Source organism: Nocardia acididurans, assembly GCF_016741815.1.
GTDB lineage: Bacteria > Actinomycetota > Actinomycetes > Mycobacteriales > Mycobacteriaceae > Nocardia > Nocardia acididurans.
Genome location: NZ_JAERRJ010000004.1, coordinates 92,535 through 110,958 on the forward strand (window position 1 = coordinate 92,535; position 18,424 = coordinate 110,958).

Here is an 18,424-nt window from a genome sequence, read left to right on the forward strand (position 1 = left end):
CACCAAGACTACGGGTATTCACCGTGGGATCCGTAGTAGCCACCACCGGCTCGATCGTTTTGCACCACATCGAAGACCTGGTGATAGAGCAGCGCATGCACCTTCTGTACGTGTGGAATGTCGTCATATTCCAGATCGTCCTCGGAGGCCGAGCCGATGATGAGGGTTCCGGTGCCCAGCATTCGGTCGAACAGGCCATGGCGGAACTGCACATTCGAGATGCGGTTCATCGGAATGTCGATACCGGTGTGGGTCAACACGCCCTGGCGGATCAACACGCGGCGATCGGTGACGATGAAATGTGTCGACTTCCACCGTAGGAGCGGGGCGGCGCAACGCCAGATCACGATCACCAGCCACAGCACGCCAATGCCGATGAGCAATCCGGAACGTAAGCCGCCCTCGGTGTTTCGCGACGCCACGCCGAGCCCGAATCCGGCCAACGCGGTGATCAGGATGAAAGTGACAGCGGGCCAGAACAACATCTTCCAATGCGGATGCCGGTGCAGCAGCAACTGCTCCTCGGGCGCCAGCGCCTCCTCCGGATAACCCATACGCGAACCCTATCGCGCGGAGATGACAGAATGCCTGACGCCGAACTGCGATCGGGCGCACAATCGTGCGGCTGACGCGTAGCATCGGCGACCACGATTGCCTTTCGTCGAGCTGTCCCGCGCAACACCCTTTAGGCCCGTGCATGACACAGGAGGCGTGTGTGACCCGAGAGTTGACCCAGCTGCAGATCCTGACAGAGCTCGAACCGGTGGCGGAACAGAATCTCAACCGTCACCTGTCGATGGCCAAGGAATGGCACCCGCACGATTACGTGCCATGGGATCAGGGGCGCAACTTCGCCGCCATGGGCGGCCAGGACTGGGATCCCTCGCAATCGTCACTGAGCGAGATCGCAAAGATCGCCATGATCACCAATCTGCTGACCGAGGACAATCTCCCCTCGTACCACCGGGAGATCGCCGAGAACTTCTCCCAGGACGGCGCCTGGGGCACGTGGGTCGGACGCTGGACCGCCGAGGAGAACCGGCACGGCATCGTCATGCGTGACTACCTGGTCGTGACTCGGGGAGTCGACCCGGTGGCACTCGAAGAGGCCCGCATGATCCACATGACCAACGGCGTGGCCTCCCCCGACGACTGGGGCGGCTTCCTGGAGAACGTCGCGTACGTGACCTTCCAGGAGCTGGCCACCCGCATCTCGCACCGCAATACCGGGCGGGTGTGCAACGACCCCATCGCCGACCGCATGCTGCAGCGCATCTCCGCCGACGAGAACCTGCACATGATCTTCTACCGGACCCTGTGCGGGGCGGGCCTGGATCTGGTGCCCGACCAGGCGTTGGAGGCCATCACCAAGGTGCTCACGCACTTCGTGATGCCGGGCCACGGCATGCCCAACTTCCGCCGCAACGGCGTCATGATGGCCAAGCACGGCATCTACGACCTGCGCCAGCATCTCGAGGAGGTGGTACAGCCGGTGCTCAAGAACTGGAACATCTTCGAACGCAACGATTTCGGGGCGCGGGGGGAGATGGCGCGGGAGAAGCTCGCCGCCTACGTCGAAAAGTTGCAGGGTGACGTGCTGAAATTCGAGGAGCAGCGCGACAAGCTGCTCGCCCGCGAGGCCGCCCGGGGTCAACTGCAGCCCGCCTGAGCACTTTCCGTCATAACGGGTAGTTCCCCATGAGAAGGGGCCCGGCGGAAAGGCATTCTCATGGGGGACAGGTGGTTCGGCCGATACCGCCTGGAATCGCCCATCGGCAGTGGCGGTTCCGGGCAGGTGTGGCGCGCACACGACAGCAATACCGACCGGACGGTGGCCCTGAAGGTGCTCGCACCCGACCTGGTGGCCGATCCCGCGTATCGAGAGCGATTCCAACGCGAGGCCCGCGCCGCCGCCAGACTACGCGGGCGGCACATCCTGCCCATCCACAACTTCGGTGAACAGGACGGGCGACTGTTCATCGATATGCAATTCGTGGACGGCACCGACCTCGGGCTCGTCCTGCGCCGCAGCGGACCCATGCCGCCGCCCCTGGCCGTCGACATCGTCGCGCAGGCGGCCACGGCCCTGGACGAAGCGCACCGGGCCGGGCTCATCCACCGCGACGTCAAACCCTCCAACATCCTGTTGACCCGCAACAGATTCGCCTACCTCATCGACTTCGGCACCGCCCACCGCAGCGGGCAATCCGCGATCACCCTGTCCGGCATGGTGATCGGCACACCCGCCTACATGGCCCCCGAACGATTCACCGGCTCCGCCACGGCCCGATCCGACATCTACTCCCTCGCCTGCGTGCTCTACGAATGCCTCACCGGGCGAAGACCTTTCACCGCCCTGGACCCGGCCCGGCAGATGCACGCCCACCTCACCGAGGACCCGCCGCGCGCCAGCGCCGCGCAATCGACTGTGCCCCAAGCGCTCGACGAGGTGATCTGCCGCGGTATGGCCAAGAAGCCGGACCAGCGGTACGCCACCGCGGGCGAGTTCAGTGCCGACGCCCGGCGGGCGCTCTTCTCGGGCACCGGCGCTGTCGGCCCGGCCGCAGCGGCGGCCCAGGGCGCGGCGACCGGTGAACCCACCAAACCCTTCACGGAAGTCGCCGCGACCCGCCTCGAAACCAGACAGACGGATGCGATTCCAGCGGTCGGCTCACACACCGGTCATGCGACGAAACCTGCTGAGGGCGAGGCTGTTCCGGCAGCCCGGCGACGGTGGAAGGAGACCAGAGCGCCGGTCATCCCCGTGCGTGACGCGGTTACCCGCGGCCCGGAGTCCCGAAGCGCCGCGCCCGTCGTCCCCCGGCGAGTGGCCATCGCGCTGGTGATCATCGCGCTGCTGGCGGCGGCGGGAGGCACGGCCTGGCTGACCGGACTCACCGGAGGGGACGTGCCCACCCACCCCCAGCCGAGCCAGCAGTCACCGGCGGGCGGACCGGGATCCGGGGAATCCGAGACCACCCCGCCGGGAACGTCGAGCCGCGCCGCGACCAGCGCCGAGCCGAATCCGCAACCCGCTCAGCCTGATTCGGCACAGCCCGAGGCACCCCGGAACTCGGGGCCCACCACCACCGCTGGGCAGGAGACCACCGCGCCGCCTGCCACCACCCCACCGGCAACGACCCAGCCGAATGCCACGGTGCCCCCGACCGCGCCCGGTCAGCTGACGATCCCGACGTTCCCGGGGCTCCAGCCCGGAGAACGGCCCTCCGGCAACGACAACAGCGGCCCGAACGGCAACAGCGGTCACGGGAACGCCAACGATGGTGGAGGCAACGGCGGCGGCCAGGGAGACGGGAACTCTGGACCGCCCACCTGGACGCCACGCTGAGGCGGATGACGCCGCTGTCGATATTCCACGCGCAGATGGATAACCCCGCCGTCAGTATTCGGCGCGCCGGCGGATGAAGCCGCCGCCGTCAGTATTCGGCGCGGAGGTGGGTGACGTCGCCGGCCGAGACGGAACGGTCGCCGAGCAGGAGGCGGCCGTGCTGGTCGATGCCGGTGGCGGTGCCGGTGAGGACTTCGCCGCCCGGGAGTTCGGCGCGGACCTGTGCGCCGAGGGTGGAGCAGCGGTCGCGGTAGGCGGCGGACAGATCGGCGATATCCCAGCCGGCCGCTTCCCAGGCGGTGAAGCGGCGGGCGAATTCGGTGAGGATGGCGGCGGCCAGGTCGGTGCGGTCGACCTCCGCGGCACCCGACAGGGTGAGGGAGGTGGCGTGCGGAACCGGGAGTTCGGCCTCGGTGAGGCTGACATTGAGGCCGATGCCGACCACCACGGCGGGGTCGGGGGCGGTGGCCGCGATCTCGGCCAGGATGCCGGACAGTTTGCGGCCCTCGACGAGAACATCATTGGGCCACTTGAGAACTGCCTTCACCCCCGCGACCGTGCGCACGGCGTCAACGACGGCGACGCCCGTCAAGAGTGGGAGCCAGCCCAGCACGGCCGGGTCTATGCCGCGTACTCGCGTCAGCACGGACATGGCCAGCTGTGCCCGGGGCGGGCTCACCCAGGTGCGCTCGTGCCGGCCCCGGCCGCGCTGCTGTTCCTCCGCGATCAGTGCCAGCCGGTCCGTCTCCGGATCCGCCGCTCGCGCAACCAGATCCGCGTTCGTCGACCCCGTCGATTCCACCACGTCGATCCCGGTGAAGAAGCGAGACTCCGCTGACTCGGCGACGCTGCGCCGCAGCCGCTCCACGTCCAAGGCTGCCCTGTCCATCCTCGCAATCTACGCCACCGGCCGCTACGGTTTCGCCGACGGCATCCATGGAGGAGCCGTCCGTGCTCTCGATGTTCTCGGTGCGCTCGGCCCAGTCCTCCGGGTCGAGAATCGTCGGTGCGGGATCGCTCGTCCGCCACGTCGTGAACGCCGCGGCCTCGGCGCGATCCGTCAGATATCTACTCCAGCCCCACATAACCGCTCCCCTACCTTCGGTTTCCGGATGCCCCTCCAGGGTCCCCGGGAACCGGTGCGAGCGCGACTGCTTTTCGCGCCGAGCGAAGCAGAATATGCAGGTAGATAGGTGTTTTCGCGGTGCGATACGCAGTCCGGACCGGACAGATCCGGCTACGCGTCGCGGGGTTCCAGCCCCAGCGCTCCGGCGGTGAACCGCCGCACCGTCACCAGACCGTCCTCGAGCGCCTCGGTGTACCCGTCGCGCGCCCACCCCGTTACCGCCGCGGTGCCGTCGCTACCGGGCGTCACGCCGATCTCGGCCACCATCTCGGCGGTGGTCGGTACGCACACCGCCCACGAGAAGTGGGTCTCGTCAGCCCATTCCGAGTTCCGTCGCGTCACATACTCGGGATCGGTGATGCCGCCGTCCGCCAGCGCGGGCCGATCATCGATGCGCTCATCCGCCCGCAACGCCCGCAGATACCAACTGCCCGCATTGATCTCGATCGGCTCCATCTACTCCTCATCTCCACGATCACGCCGCCGCTCCCGCCGCCCGCGCTCCCGCCCCGGCCCACCGCCGAACAGGAACATGAAGGCCAGCGGGATCAACAGGAACACCCACCACTGATGCGTCAGTGCGAACAACAGCACCGCCAGAATCGGCACCGCCGGCGCGAACCGCTGCGGCACCGCCATCGACCGCCGCTTCCGCACAGCCGGAACAGCCTTCTCCACCACCGGTTCCGGCAGATCCGTGAACACCTGCGCCAGATCACCGCGCGTCACCGCGGCATTCACCACACCGCTGCGCTCATCGAACTCCGCGACACTCAACCGCCCCGCCGCGAAGTGATCGGACAGCCGCTTCATCGCGTCCTCCCGCTCCGCGGTACCGATGCGAATGTCCGGTAGTTCAGCCATACGAACGACCTTAGCGCGCCCCGGTTACACCCGCGTCCGCCGCGAGACGTACGGGCCGACCCGCACGAATACGTACTTCGCACCCGCCCGCGACACGAAGCATCCCCGGCCCGCCCGCGCGGCCGGGACCGGGTGGCGCGACGCACACTGTCGTCCGCGCGAGACCGGTTCTAGGGTGTTGGTCAGCTACGGACAGCACGGTATCGGCGCGCGCGAAGGCCGCCCACCGCGTCCGCAGACAGGGGGTGGCCATGGAGGCCGGAACATTCGGGCATTACCGGCTGAAACGACTACTCGGCCGGGGCGGCATGGGCGAGGTCTGGCTGGCCTACGACGACAGCGCCGAGCGGACGGTGGCGCTCAAAGTCCTGCGCACCGACTTCACCACCGACGCGGACTATCGACGGCGCTTCGAACGGGAGGCGGAGCTCGGGACCCGGCTCCACGATCCGCATCTGGTCCCGATCCACGGATTCGGCGAACACGACGGCCGCCTCTACCTCGCCATGGCCTACATCGACGGCATCGACCTGGCCCGCACCCTCGCCCGCGACGGCGCGCAGCCGCCCGAGATCGCCCTCGGCCACCTCACCCGGGTGGCATCCGGATTGGACGCCATGCACCGCGCCGGGCTCATCCACCGCGACGTCAAACCCGCCAATATCCTCATCGACCGCACCGGCCACGCCTACCTCATCGACTTCGGCACCGCCCGCGCCACCGACGAAACCACCTTCACCGCAACCGGTTCCGCCATCGGCACCCTCGCCTACATGGCCCCGGAACGCTTCTCCGGCACTGTGGACGCCCGCTCCGACATCTACTCACTCGCCTGCGTGCTCTACGAATGCCTCACCGGCAGAAGACCGTTCGGCGATCCGCAACCGGCCGAACTCATGCACGCGCACCTGGTCCGCGAACCGCCGCGACCCAGCGCGGTGAATCCCGCCGTCCCCACCGCACTGGACGCGATCGTCGCGCACGGGATGGCCAAGGACCCGGCCCGGCGCTATGCGAGCGCGGCCGAATTCGCGGCGACGGCCGACGCGGCGCTCACCCTGGCGCGGGCCAAGCCCGCCCGCGACACCTCGACGGCATCGGCCTCCACCGTCATCGTGCCGGGTGCCGGTCCGGCACCCGCGCGGGTGGAAACTACGTCCGCACCCGCCCCCACTCGGATCGAAACCACGTCCGCACCCGCCCCCACTCGGATCGAAACCACGTCCGCACCCGCCCCCACTCGGATCGAAACCACGTCCGCACCCGCCCCTACTCGAACGGAAGCCACGGTCGGCCCTACCCCCACTCGGGCTGCAACCGGCTCTGCGCCTGACACATTCACGCGGTGGCCCGGCACGGAACCGGACCGGACCGCGACCTGGAAACTTGCCGCGGGTATCTCCGCCGCGATCGTCGTCCTCATCGGGGCGCTGCTGATCGGCACCGCCCTGCGCGGCGGCGGCCCCCTGGGAACCACCGCGCCGCTCGGCGCTCCGGGCGGGGCCGAACCGGGCGCGAGCACCACCGATCGACCTTCCGCCCGCACGCTGGTCCTGCCCACCCTGATCCTGCCCACCTTCGGACCGGCCACCCCGACGTCGAGCACACCGCCGCCCCCACCCGGCACCGCCGTACGCGGAAGCGGTGTGGGCGGAAACGAATTCGAGTACACCGTCACCGATGTCCGCACCGGCATCAGAACAATCGACGGCTACACCACCGGCGGCTCGTTCGTCTCGGTCACCCTGCGGGTCACGAACCTCGACTGGAAACAGCAGTGGTTCGCCGGCGCCGTCACGAAGCTCTACGACACCGCGGGCAACCAGTACGGCGTCTACTACCGGGGCAGCACCGACTTCACCGAGCGACTCGACCCCGGCGCGACCCACACCACCACGCTGGTGTTCGAGATCGCCCCCGATGTCGTGCCGAGCCACCTCGACACCGGCAACGGCATCACCCTCGGCCTGCGCTGACCACGCGAAACTCGTTCCCGCACAGCAGAACAGGCCGCCACCCGAAGGTGACGGCCTGCTGCTGAGCTGCGACCTATTTGATCTCGGCGAGCACGGTGCCCTGGGTGATGGCCGCACCGGCCTCCACCGCGAGACCGGTGATGACACCGGCCTTGTGCGCGGTGACCGGGTTCTCCATCTTCATGGCCTCGAGCACGACGACCAGGTCGCCGGCCTCGACGGTCTGCCCCTCTTCGACGGCGACCTTGACGACAGTGCCCTGCATGGGTGCGGTCACGGCGTCACCGGAGGCAGCGCCACCCGCGCCGCCGCCGCGCTTGCGCGCCTTCGGCTTCTTGCGGACGACGCCCGCGGCCGCGCCGTTACCGGCAGCGCCCGCGCCGACCGAGAACTGGCCGGGCAGGGAGACCTCGAGCCGACGGCCGCCGACCTCGACGACCACCTTCTGGCGGGGAGCCTCTTCGTCCTCTTCGATGGCCACGCCACCGGTGTAGGGCTCGATGGGGTTGTCCCACTCGTTCTCGATCCACTTGGTGTAGACGTCGAACTTGGTGCCGTCACCGATGAACGCGGGGTTCTCGACGATGTGGCGGTGGAACGGGAGAACCGTTGCCAGGCCCTCGATCTGGTACTCGGCGAGAGCGCGGGCGGCACGCTGCAGCGCCTGGTCGCGGGTTTCGCCGGTGACGATCAGCTTGGCCAGCATGGAGTCGAACTGGCCGCCGATGACCGAGCCTTCGACCACACCGGAGTCGACGCGCACACCCGGGCCCGCAGGCTCCTTGTAGACGACGACCGGGCCGGGGGCGGGCAAGAAGCCGCGACCGGCGTCCTCACCGTTGATGCGGAATTCGAAGGAGTGGCCGCGCGGGGTCGGATCCTCCTTGATGGAGAGCTCGTGGCCCTCGGCGATGCGGAACTGCTGGCGCACCAGGTCGATGCCCGCGGTCTCCTCGGTGACCGGGTGCTCCACCTGCAGGCGGGTGTTCACCTCGAGGAAGGAGACGGTCTCGCCCTGCACCAGGTACTCCACGGTGCCCGCGCCGTAGTAACCGGCTTCCTTGCAGATCCGCTTGGCGGACTCGTGGATCTTGGAGCGCACCTCGTCGGACAGGAACGGCGCGGGGGCCTCCTCGACGAGCTTCTGGAAGCGGCGCTGCAGCGAGCAGTCGCGGGTGCCCGCGACGACCACGTTGCCGTGCTTGTCGGCGATGACCTGCGCCTCGACGTGGCGGGCCTTGTCCAGGTACTGCTCCACGAAGCATTCACCGCGACCGAAGGCGGCGATGGCCTCACGGGTGGCGGACTCGAACAGCTCCGGGATCTCCTCGATGGTGTGCGCGACCTTCATGCCGCGACCGCCACCACCGAAGGCGGCCTTGATGGCCACCGGGACGCCGTACTCCTTGGCGAACGCGACGACCTCGTCGGCGTTCTTGACCGGATCCTTGGTGCCCGCGGCCATGGGGGCCTGGGCCCGCTCGGCGATGTGGCGGGCGGTGACCTTGTCACCCAGATCGCGGATGGACTGCGGGGAGGGGCCGATCCAGATCAGGCCCGCGTCCAGTACGGCCTGCGCGAAATCGGCGTTCTCGGAGAGGAAGCCGTAGCCGGGGTGGATGGCGTCCGCGCCGGCCTTGGCGGCGGCGTCGAGGATCTTGTCGAACACGAGGTACGACTCGGCGGAGGTCTGGCCGCCGAGGGCGAAGGCTTCGTCGGCGAGCTTCACGAACGGCGCGTCGGCATCGGGCTCGGCGTAGACGGCGACACTCGCGATGCCGGCGTCCTTGGCGGCCCGGATCACGCGCACGGCGATCTCGCCTCGGTTGGCTACGAGGACCTTTGTGATCTGCGCGTTGGCATGGTTGGGCACTGAGCCTCCTGTGCTCTGAAAACTTTCGTCTTGGGCGAGTGTAGGCAGTCTGCCAACAAGCGCCGAACCGGGCTAGGGCTACCCGAGAGTAGGGGGCAACCCGTTTGGCTGCCCTGTGACCCTCTCATACCGGTATTCCACGCGTCCTCGTTACGACCGGGACGCGATCGCGGGCACCGCGCCGGGCTCCTCGCCGGTGACGATGGGAGCGCCCACCAGATTGGCCCATTCGGTCCAGGAGCCGTCGTAATTGCGCACACCGGCCACACCGAGCAAATGCGTCAGCACGAACCAGCAGTGCGCGGAGCGCTCACCGATGCGGGCGTAGACGATCGGGGCGCCGCCGTCGGCGACCCCGCCGTAGATGACGTCGAGTTCGGCGCGCGGCCGGAAACGGGAGTCCGGGCCGACCGAGGAGGTCCAGGGGATGTTCACGGCGGTGGGGATGTGGCCGGAGCGCAGGGCCTGTTCGTCGGCGCGCTCGATTTCCACGAGTTCGCCCGTGTACTCCTCGAATACGCGCACGTCGACCAGCGGGCCGCCGAGCTGGGCCACCACGTCCTCGCGGAAGGCGCGGGCGATCTTGTCGTCGCGATCGACGATCGGGTATTCGCCGGGACCGGTGATGTAGGGGACTTCGAAGGCGGTGTCGCGGCCCTCGGAGATCCAGGCGTCGCGGCCGCCGTCGAGCAGGCGCACATCCTGGTGGCCGAAAAGGGCGAACACCCAGAGCGTCGCCGCGGCGGTGCTGTTGTACTTGTCTCCGTAGAGGACAACGGTGTCATCGCGCTCGACACCCTTGGCGCGCATGAGGCCGGCGAAGCGCTCGCCGTCGATCACGTCACGAGTGCGCGGGTCGATGAGCTCGGTTCGCCAATCGATCTTGACCGCACCCGGGACATGCCCGATGTCGTATAGCAATATGTCTTCGTTGGACTCGATGATCTTGAGTCCCGGCGCGCCGATGTTTGCAGACAGCCACTCTGTGGTTACTAGTCGATCAGGATGTGCATAGGAGCCGAACGTGGAATGCGGATCCGGGGCGACGGGCACGGTGTGGTCCTTCACGCGTGGTGGGTTGGGTATTGGATGTTCGAATCTCAACACCGATCGTAGGCATGTGGTGGTTACGAAACTCGTTTCAGATCACGAATCGGGTGATTGGGCGAATTAAGCGCAGCTTCATCCGATAAAGTCTCCGGAGAGGAGGGGTGAGCTATGTCCGATTCTTGGCCGCGGCGGCGACTGCTCGCGATCCTACGCGGCGCCAGTGAGCCTCTCGATGCCCAGGAACTGGCCCGCGTCACCGGTCAACATGTGACGACGGTGCGTTTCCATTTGGATGTCCTCACCCGAGAATCACTGGTGCGGCAATTCCAGCAGCCCCCACGCGGCCGCGGCCGACCCCGAATCGGATATACCGCCGTACAGCGATCGGTGGGCTATCAGGATTTGGCGCAGGTCCTCGCCGATCAGCTGGGCAGCGATCCGCGCAGGCGCTCCGATGCCGCCGTCGCGGCCGGGCGCACCTGGGGCTCGAAACTGGAATCGGTGGATCAACCGATCGAATCGCTCGAGGACGCCAAGGACCTCACGGTCACGCTCATGTCGGAACTCGGCTTCGCGCCCGAACGCGATCACAACGGGGAAACCGACGAGCAGGTCATGATCCGCATGACCGCCTGCCCGCTGCGCGAACTCGCGCGCACGCACTCCGAGGTGGTGTGCGGCGTGCACCTGGGCCTCATGCGAGAGGTGCTGGACCGCAACGGCGGACGCGATCAGGTCAACGTCCGCCTGCACCCGTTCGTGGAACCCGAACTGTGCGTGGCCCGGCTGGAACTGCTCAAGGCGCACGCCCCGGCCGTGCCCGGGGTGGACGAGGCCGAGGAGTCCGCCGCACCCCGGCTGGCGCCCTCAACGAGCCGTATCGCTCCACAGCTGCGCAATGCCGACCCCCACGTCGGCAAGCAGGCGACGAACCAGCGGTAGCCCGATCCCGATGACGCTCGACGGGTCGCCGTCGATGCGGTCCACGAACCAGCCGCCCCGGCCGTCCAGGGTGAAGGCTCCCGCCACCTGCAGCGGTTCCGCCGTGGCGATGTAGGCCTCCAGCTCGTCGGGCTCCGGCTTGGCGAAATGCACTGTGGTGGAACTGCAATCGGACGATTCGGCCACCACCGCGGCGTCCCGCACCCGCAGCACGCAATGCCCGGTGAGCAGATCCGCACTGCGCCCCGCCATCTGCGCCCAGCGCGCCCGCGCCACATCGGCGGTCAGCGGCTTGCCCTGCAGTACCCCGTCCACGAGCAGCATCGAATCACAGCCCACCACAACGGAATCGGCGTACACGGCGGCATCGGGCCCGGCGGCCAGCGCGGCAGCCACATCGAGCGCCTTGGCCCGCGCCAGCTCCACCACCACCTGATCCGGAGTCGTCCCGGCGGGTAGCGCCGCGGCCACCGCGTCCTCGTCCACCTGGGAGACAACGACAACCGGCTCGACCCCCGCGTTACGCAGGACGCCGAGCCGGGCCGGGGACTGGGATCCGAGTACGAAGATCGTCACGGACGCAGTCTACGAAGGTGGGCCACCCGCAGGGGCCGCGGGGAAGCTAGTCGCGCAGGTGTGAGAGCCCGGGGAAGGCGTAGGGAGAGAACGGAGTGGTGCCGCGGTGCAGCAGGGTCGGGCGACCCCAGTTGTCGGCCGGGCCGTTGTCGACCACCGCGCCGGACGCGGAGGCCGAGGCGGCCGCGAAGACGGCGACGAGTGCGGCGAGCTCCAGGTCGGTCGGATTGCCCTTGAGGATCTGAATGGCCGGCCCCGCGCTGGGCGCCTCGGCCTCGGCGACGGCGGTATCGACTGCGACCGCGAGTTCGTCATCGACGGCTAGATCCAGTTCGGCGGCGCGCAATACCTCTTCATCAGCCATGGTCGTCACAGCGCCAGTCCTCCTGTCCAATCGCCGCGGGTCCACGCGGCTTGGTCTGCGGACCCTGCATTTCCGTCGGATCCGCAAACGGTATTCGTTACGACCCCTGAGTGCGAGGGTCGATTCTTACCATCTTTGCTCGGATGAGGCGATCGTGCGCGGTACGAGTCACTGTCTCACTTGCCAGTGTGCGCCTCACACCGCGCATATCGCTGATTCAGAGCGGAATGTTGCCGTGCTTCTTCGGGGGCAGCGAGACCATCTTCCGCTCGAGCAGACGCAGCGCCGAGACGATCTGGCCGCGGGTGTGCGACGGCGGGATGACCGCGTCGACGTATCCGCGTTCGGCGGCGACGTACGGGTTCACGAGGGTGTCCTCGTACTCGTTCTGCAGCTCGAGGCGCAGGGTGTCGACGTCGTTGCCCTCGGCCGCGGCCTGCTGCAGCTGCTTGCGGTAGACGAAACCGACCGCCCCGGACGCGCCCATGACGGCGATCTGAGCCGTCGGCCACGCCAGGTTCACATCCGCGCCCATGTGCTTGGAGCCCATGACGTCGTACGCGCCGCCGTAGGCCTTGCGGGTGATGATGGTGATTTTGCCCACAGTGGCCTCGCCGTAGGCATACAGCAGCTTCGCGCCACGACGGATGATGCCGTTGTATTCCTGGCCCGTGCCCGGCAGGAAGCCCGGCACATCCACCAGCGTGATGATCGGAACGTTGAAGGCGTCGCAGGTGCGCACGAAGCGCGCGGCCTTCTCCGAGGCGTCGATGTCCAGGCAGCCCGCGAACTGCGAGGGCTGGTTGGCCACGAAGCCGACGCTGCGGCCGTCGATGCGGGCGAAGCCGACGATGATGTTCATCGCGCGCTCGGCCTGAACCTCGAGGAACTCCTCGTCGTCCACCAGGCGCTTGATGACCTCGTGCATGTCGTACGGCTGGTTCGGCGAATCCGGGACGATCTCGTCGAGTTCCAGATCGGCCTCGGTGAGGGTCTCCTCGATGGCGCCCGCGGCGGCGGTGGCCGGGAAGCGCGGCGCCTCGGCGCGGTTGTTGCTGGGCAGGTAGCTCAGCAGATCGCGCACGTAGTCGAGGGCGTCCTGCTCGCCCGACGCGACATAGTGCGCCACACCGGATTTCACCATGTGGGTGTGGGCGCCGCCCAGCTCCTCCATGGTGACCTCTTCACCGGTGACGGTCTTGATCACGTCGGGGCCGGTGACGAACATCTGCGAGGTCTGGTCGACCATGACCACGAAGTCGGTCAGCGCGGGCGAGTACACGTGGCCGCCGGCGGCCGGGCCCATGATGAGCGAGATCTGCGGGATCACGCCGGAGGCCTGGATGTTGCGGTGGAAGATCTCGCCGTAGAGGCCCAGGGAGACGACGCCCTCCTGGATGCGCGCGCCCGCGCCCTCGTTGATGCCGACGAGCGGGCGGCCGGTCTTGAGCGCCAGGTCCATGACCTTGACGATCTTCTCGCCGTAGACCTCGCCGAGCGAGCCGCCGAAGACGGTGACGTCCTGGGAGAAGATGCAGACGTCGCGGCCGTCGATGGTGCCGTAGCCGGTGACGACGCCGTCGCCCAGCGGGCGCTGGTTCTCCAGGCCGAAGTTCACGCTGCGGTGCCGCGCCAGCGCGTCGAGTTCGACGAACGAACCTTCGTCCAGCAGGGCGAGGATGCGCTCGCGCGCGGTCATCTTGCCCTTGGCGTGCACCTTGTCGACCGCGGCCTCACCCATGGGGTGCTTGGCCTCATCCAGCCGATTGCGCAGGTCAGCCAGCTTGCCGGCGGTGGTGTGGATATCTGGGGCGCCCGCCGACCCCGGCGAAGGCTGCTGCTGGACACTCGTCATGACGGGGAGTGTAACCAGTACCAGAGGGCATTTGTAATCCCGCAGGGGCTACTCACGAGTACAGTTATTGGCTGATCGCCAGTAAAAATCGCCTGGTAGAGGGACTATTCCGGGACGTTTCTGTAGGACCCCTACAGAAAATAGGGGAAGATTTCTCACCCTGGCGTAACGGTGACTCGCCGGTGTCGCGAGCCCTCCGGATTGAGCGCCGGGCCCATCGGCCCGCCGGCGAATGCCGGGCGGCGCGAAGGGGTTTCGCGCCGCCCGGCATTCGGCCGCCTTCGGTCAGCCGAGCACGCGTTCGAGCGCGGCGATCGCCTCGTCGATCTCGTCCCCGGTGACGGTGAGCGGTGGCCGGAATCGGATGCCCCGCTCCCCTGTGCCGAGGATGAGCACCCGCTCCTGTTCCCGGAGCCGGGTGACCACCTTGTCGCGGGCGGCGGCCGACTCGAGATTCACCGCGCACATGAGGCCGCGGCCGCGCGGGTCGGTGACCTCAGGGTGCGCCTGCGCCAGTTCGGTCAGCTGGGCGAGCAGGTACGAGCCGAGGTCGGCGGCGCGGGATGCGAGATGTTCGTGCTCGATCACCTCGAGGACGCGGCGTGAGCGCACCATGTCGGTGAGGTTGCCGCCCCAGGTGGAGTTGAGCCGGGAGCTGACGTGGAAGACGTTGTCGGGCACCTCGTCGATGCGGCCGCCGGCCATGATGCCGCACACCTGGGTCTTCTTGCCGAAGGCCACGATGTCGGGTTCCAGGCCGAGTTGCTGGTAGGCCCAGAGGGTTCCGGTCATCGCTACGCCGGTCTGCACCTCGTCGAGGATGAACAGGGCGTCGTTCTCGTGGCACAGGCGCTGCATGGCCTGCAGGAATTCCGGCCGCATATGCCGGTCCCCGCCCTCGCCCTGGATCGGCTCGGCTATGAAACACGCTATGTCGTAGGGGTTTTCGGCGAAGGCGCGCGCGGCTTGGTCGAGTGCCTGCCGTTCGGCGGCCTCGATGTCGCGCCCCTCGGTGAGGTACGGCGTGTCGATGCGCGGCCAGTCGAACTTGGGGAAGCGCGCGGTCTTCACCGGATCGGTGTTGGTGAGCGAGAGCGTGTACCCGGTGCGGCCGTGGAACGCGCCGGTGAGGTGCAGCACCTTGGTGCCGAGTTCCGGTGCGCGCCCGTGCATTTCATTGTGCCGGGACTTCCAGTCGAAGGCCGCCTTGAGCGCGTTCTCCACGGCGAGTCCGCCGCCGTCGATGAAGAACAGGTGCGGTAGCCGGGGGTCACCGAGCACGCGCGCGAAAGTCTCGACGAACCTGGCCATTTCGACGGTGTAGACGTCGGAGTTGCTGGGTTTGTTGAGCGCCGCCTCGGTGAGGTGGGAGAGGAAGCGCTTGTCGCTGAGCAGGGCCGGATGGTTCATGCCCAGCGCCGAGGAGGCGAAGAAGCCGAACATATCCAGGTATGCCGTGCCGTCGCGGGCGTCTACCAGCCTGCGACCGTGCGACTTTCGTAGGTCGAGTACGAGGTCGAAGCCGTCGGCAAGAATGCTCGCGGCAAGGATTTCATGCACCCGGGCGGGGGTGACCAGCTTCGTTTCGGCAACCGCCCTCAGCCGATCGGGATCGAGGGTCACCACCCCAGCGTAAATGAAAATTTACGGTTTCGTGCGCAACTGCCGAACTAATTACGAAACAAGCCTATTTGTCATAGAATGTCTGCAGAATGATCGTGCTTCGGGTCCTGACGTTCGCGGTCGCTCGGATCTCCTGCAGCAGCTGCTCCAGATGCCGGGGGGAGGCCACGCGCACCAGCAGCATGTAGCTCTCGTCCCCCGCCACCGAATGGCAGGCCTCGATGCCCGGAATGTGCTGCAGTAGTGCGGGTGCGTCATCGGGCTGCGACGGGTCGAGAGGAGTGATCGCGACGAATGCCGACAGCATCTGCCCCAGGGCTTCCGGATCGACGTTCGCCGTGTAGCCGCGAATCACGCCACGCGCCTCGAGACGCCGCACTCGTGATTGCACCGCGGACACCGATAGGTTGGCCTTCTCGGCCAGATTCGAGAGTGTGGCGCGACCATCGGCAATCAGCTCACGGATCAGCAGTCGATCGATGTCGTCGAGTACGGGTTTCGCCGGTGTATCCGCCATCAGCGAAGGCTAACGCAGCGAAACCAACTCGTGGTCGGAACCTAGCCTGGGAGCTGTTATGACTTCCGCACTGAGCGAACGCAACACCCGTGAACTACGGACCCGCACCGAGGAATTGCTGCGCAACCTCGGCGCGGAACCGCCCGCACCGGGCGCGCTGTCGGTGCGCACGCCGATCACCGGCGGCGAACTGGCCACGCTGCGGCCGACCTCGCTCGACGAGGCCGACGCCGCAATCAGCCGGGCCGCCACCGCATTTCACGCCTGGCGCGTGGTGCCCGCGCCGCGGCGGGCGGCGGTGGTGCGCAGACTGTCCGAACTGCTGACCGCCCACCTCGACGATCTGGGCGAACTGGTCACCCTCGAGGCAGGCAAGATCGGCGCGGAGGCGCGCGGCGAAGTCCAGGAGATGATCGACATCTGCGAGTTCGCGGTGGGTCTCTCGCGCCAGCTCTACGGCAGGACGATGCCGTCCGAACGGCCCGGTCACCGGCTCATGGAGACCTGGCATCCGCTGGGCGTGGTCGGCGTGATCTCGGCCTTCAACTTCCCGGTGGCGGTGTGGGCGTGGAATACCGCGCTCGCGCTGGTGTGCGGTGACACGGTGGTGTGGAAACCGTCGGAGGCGACACCGCTGACCGCACACGCCTGCCACAGTCTGCTGCGCCGCGCGGCCCGCGACGTCGGACTGGATCCCGAAGTGCACCAACTGATCCAGGGTGACGCCGAGGTGGGTTCCCGGCTGGTGGACGATCCGCGCGTGGCCCTCGTCAGCGCCACGGGATCGGTGCGGATGGGCGCGATCGTGGCCCCGCGCGTGGCGGCCAGGTTCGGGCGCTGCCTGCTCGAACTGGGCGGTAACAACGCGGCGGTGGTGACGCCCTCCGCCGATCTCGACCTGGCTTCGCGGGGAATCGTTTTCGCGGCGGCGGGCACGGCGGGTCAGCGCTGCACCACCTTGCGCCGGCTCATCACGCATGTGGACGTGGTGGGGCCGCTGGTGGATCGCATCGCCAAGGCATACCGTCAACTGCCCGTGGGCAATCCGCTGGACGACGGCGTGCTGGTGGGCCCGCTGATCAACGGCCGGTCGTACACGGCCATGCGGGACGCCATCGGGCGCGCCCTGGCCGCCGGGGGCGAATTGATCTGCGGCGGTGAGCGTGTCGAGGGTTTCGGCGACGATGCCTACTACGTGCGCCCGGCGCTGATCCGGATGCCCGCGCAGACCGCCGTGGTCCGCGAGGAGACCTTCGCGCCCATCCTGTACGTGCTCACCTATCACGACCTGGACGCCGCCATCGAGCTGCACAACGGTGTCCCGCAGGGGCTTTCGTCGTCGATCTTCACCCAGGACCAGCGCGAGGCCGAACGCTTCCTGGCCGCGGACGGCTCCGACTGCGGTATCGCCAACGTGAACATCGGCACCTCCGGCGCGGAGATCGGCGGCGCGTTCGGCGGTGAGAAACAGACCGGCGGCGGGCGCGAATCCGGCTCCGACTCGTGGAAGGCGTACATGCGGCGGGCCACCAACACCGTCAACTATTCGCCCGATCTCCCTCTGGCCCAAGGAATTCGGTTCGAGTAGCACCCGACCTGTCAGTTCGTGGTGCGGCGCAGGGTCGCCGCTGTTCGGTAGTGGTTTTCGCCGGTGCGGTGGACCGCGACACCTGGATGTGCAGGCTGCCGCCGCCCGGGAACTCCAGTGTGGTCCGCAACGGTGCGCGCACGCCCCGCACCCGAACCCAGGTCGACAGCGTGGCCTCGGTATTCGCCGTGGGCAGCAGTGCCGCCACGGTTTCGGCGGGCACCCGCGCCCGGATCAGGAAGGCGTCGGTCCCGTCGAACTCCCCGCGTTCCACCGTGCGCGGATCCTGTAGTTCGCCGAGCAGCCGGGCGATGACGCCGGTTCCGAGGTCCGGTGGCGTCGCGCCGGTGGGCAGCGCCCGCTCCCCGCCGTCCGGTTCACGGCTGTACATCACGCCGTCACGCCGGACGAAGTCGACGGTCTGCCCGAAAGGTGTTGCCGCCGAACCGTTCGCGGCGCCGTCCGCCGCGGATACATCCGCTTCCACTCGCTGGAACGGGAATCCGGGCACCGTGCCGTCGGCCCGCAGCACGATATGCGCGGATTTCATATGCCTGCTCGCGATCGCCGCGTCGCGCATGATCAGTCCGGCGTCGGGCAGTCCTCCCGAGCCGTCACCGCAGGCCGCGACGATCACCGTCAGACCGACCACCAGCAGTGCCCGCCGAATCCATTCGGGCCGTCGCCTCATCGCGCCTCCCCTCACTGCCTGAGACGGTAC

Annotated in this window: 17 protein-coding genes; 5 read left to right on the forward strand and 12 right to left on the reverse strand. The window is 67.9% G+C overall.

The window, feature by feature from the left end:
• Window positions 1-8: 8 nt before the first annotated feature.
• A complete protein-coding gene (locus tag JK358_RS11205) occupies window positions 9-554 on the reverse strand; it encodes a PH domain-containing protein (RefSeq protein WP_201946496.1) in 546 nt (181 codons plus the stop codon).
• Window positions 555-715: 161 nt separating this feature from the next.
• Between JK358_RS11205 and JK358_RS11210 the strand changes: the two genes are divergently transcribed.
• Together JK358_RS11210 and JK358_RS11215 are read left to right on the forward strand one after the other, a co-directional pair.
• Window positions 716-1,669 (forward strand): acyl-ACP desaturase, encoded by a 954-nt coding sequence (locus JK358_RS11210; RefSeq protein ID WP_201946498.1) that lies wholly within the window; start codon window positions 716-718, stop codon window positions 1,667-1,669.
• A gap of 60 nt (window positions 1,670-1,729) precedes the next feature.
• Window positions 1,730-3,349 carry a serine/threonine-protein kinase gene (locus JK358_RS11215; RefSeq protein ID WP_201946500.1) on the forward strand — a complete coding sequence of 540 codons (1,620 nt, stop codon included), beginning with the start codon at window positions 1,730-1,732 and terminating at the stop codon, window positions 3,347-3,349.
• A gap of 88 nt (window positions 3,350-3,437) precedes the next feature.
• Here JK358_RS11215 and JK358_RS11220 read toward each other — a convergent pair whose 3' ends face one another.
• The 3 genes from JK358_RS11220 to JK358_RS11230 all read right to left on the reverse strand — a co-directional run bounded on the left by JK358_RS11220 (window position 3,438) and on the right by JK358_RS11230 (window position 5,339).
• Entirely contained in the window at window positions 3,438-4,238 is an 801-nt protein-coding gene (locus JK358_RS11220) for a biotin--[acetyl-CoA-carboxylase] ligase (RefSeq protein WP_201946502.1), read from the reverse strand.
• Between the two features lie 348 nt (window positions 4,239-4,586).
• Complete coding sequence (locus JK358_RS11225) at window positions 4,587-4,931, reverse strand: hypothetical protein (RefSeq protein WP_201946504.1); 345 nt, start codon at window positions 4,929-4,931, stop codon at window positions 4,587-4,589.
• On the reverse strand, window positions 4,932-5,339 hold the full coding sequence (locus tag JK358_RS11230; protein WP_201946506.1) for a DUF1707 SHOCT-like domain-containing protein: 408 nt from the start codon (window positions 5,337-5,339) through the stop codon (window positions 4,932-4,934).
• 251 nt (window positions 5,340-5,590) lie between these two features.
• Between JK358_RS11230 and JK358_RS11235 the strand changes: the two genes are divergently transcribed.
• Window positions 5,591-7,315, forward strand: a complete 1,725-nt coding sequence (locus JK358_RS11235) for a serine/threonine-protein kinase (protein WP_201946508.1) — start codon at window positions 5,591-5,593, stop codon at window positions 7,313-7,315.
• 73 nt (window positions 7,316-7,388) lie between these two features.
• On the opposite strand, the gene JK358_RS11240 is transcribed toward JK358_RS11235, so the two are convergent.
• Complete coding sequence (locus JK358_RS11240; protein WP_201946511.1) at window positions 7,389-9,188, reverse strand: ATP-binding protein; 1,800 nt, start codon at window positions 9,186-9,188, stop codon at window positions 7,389-7,391.
• A 150-nt stretch (window positions 9,189-9,338) separates the two neighbouring features.
• A complete protein-coding gene (locus tag JK358_RS11245; protein ID WP_201947263.1) occupies window positions 9,339-10,241 on the reverse strand; it encodes a sulfurtransferase in 903 nt (300 codons plus the stop codon).
• A gap of 165 nt (window positions 10,242-10,406) precedes the next feature.
• Between JK358_RS11245 and JK358_RS11250 the strand changes: the two genes are divergently transcribed.
• Window positions 10,407-11,180, forward strand: coding sequence for a helix-turn-helix transcriptional regulator (locus tag JK358_RS11250; protein WP_201946513.1), 774 nt, complete (start codon window positions 10,407-10,409; stop codon window positions 11,178-11,180).
• On the opposite strand, the gene JK358_RS11255 is transcribed toward JK358_RS11250, so the two are convergent.
• The 5 genes from JK358_RS11255 to JK358_RS11275 form a co-directional block, all read right to left on the reverse strand.
• On the reverse strand, window positions 11,106-11,756 hold the full coding sequence (locus JK358_RS11255; RefSeq protein ID WP_201946515.1) for a Maf family protein: 651 nt from the start codon (window positions 11,754-11,756) through the stop codon (window positions 11,106-11,108). The two genes, JK358_RS11250 and JK358_RS11255, sit on opposite strands and share 75 nt — an antisense overlap.
• A gap of 46 nt (window positions 11,757-11,802) precedes the next feature.
• Complete coding sequence (locus tag JK358_RS11260) at window positions 11,803-12,120, reverse strand: acyl-CoA carboxylase subunit epsilon (RefSeq protein ID WP_201947265.1); 318 nt, start codon at window positions 12,118-12,120, stop codon at window positions 11,803-11,805.
• A gap of 217 nt (window positions 12,121-12,337) precedes the next feature.
• Window positions 12,338-13,975, reverse strand: a complete 1,638-nt coding sequence (locus JK358_RS11265) for an acyl-CoA carboxylase subunit beta (protein ID WP_201946517.1) — start codon at window positions 13,973-13,975, stop codon at window positions 12,338-12,340.
• 285 nt (window positions 13,976-14,260) lie between these two features.
• A complete protein-coding gene (gene lat / locus JK358_RS11270) occupies window positions 14,261-15,598 on the reverse strand; it encodes an L-lysine 6-transaminase (protein ID WP_201946519.1) in 1,338 nt (445 codons plus the stop codon).
• A 64-nt stretch (window positions 15,599-15,662) separates the two neighbouring features.
• Entirely contained in the window at window positions 15,663-16,115 is a 453-nt protein-coding gene (locus JK358_RS11275) for an Lrp/AsnC family transcriptional regulator (protein WP_067720610.1), read from the reverse strand.
• A 58-nt stretch (window positions 16,116-16,173) separates the two neighbouring features.
• Between JK358_RS11275 and amaB the strand changes: the two genes are divergently transcribed.
• Complete coding sequence (amaB, locus tag JK358_RS11280) at window positions 16,174-17,703, forward strand: L-piperidine-6-carboxylate dehydrogenase (RefSeq protein WP_201946521.1); 1,530 nt, start codon at window positions 16,174-16,176, stop codon at window positions 17,701-17,703.
• Here the strand turns inward: amaB and JK358_RS11285 are convergent.
• Entirely contained in the window at window positions 17,654-18,394 is a 741-nt protein-coding gene (locus JK358_RS11285; protein ID WP_201946524.1) for an LppX_LprAFG lipoprotein, read from the reverse strand. The genes amaB and JK358_RS11285 overlap by 50 nt on opposite strands.
• Window positions 18,395-18,424: the final 30 nt, after the last annotated feature.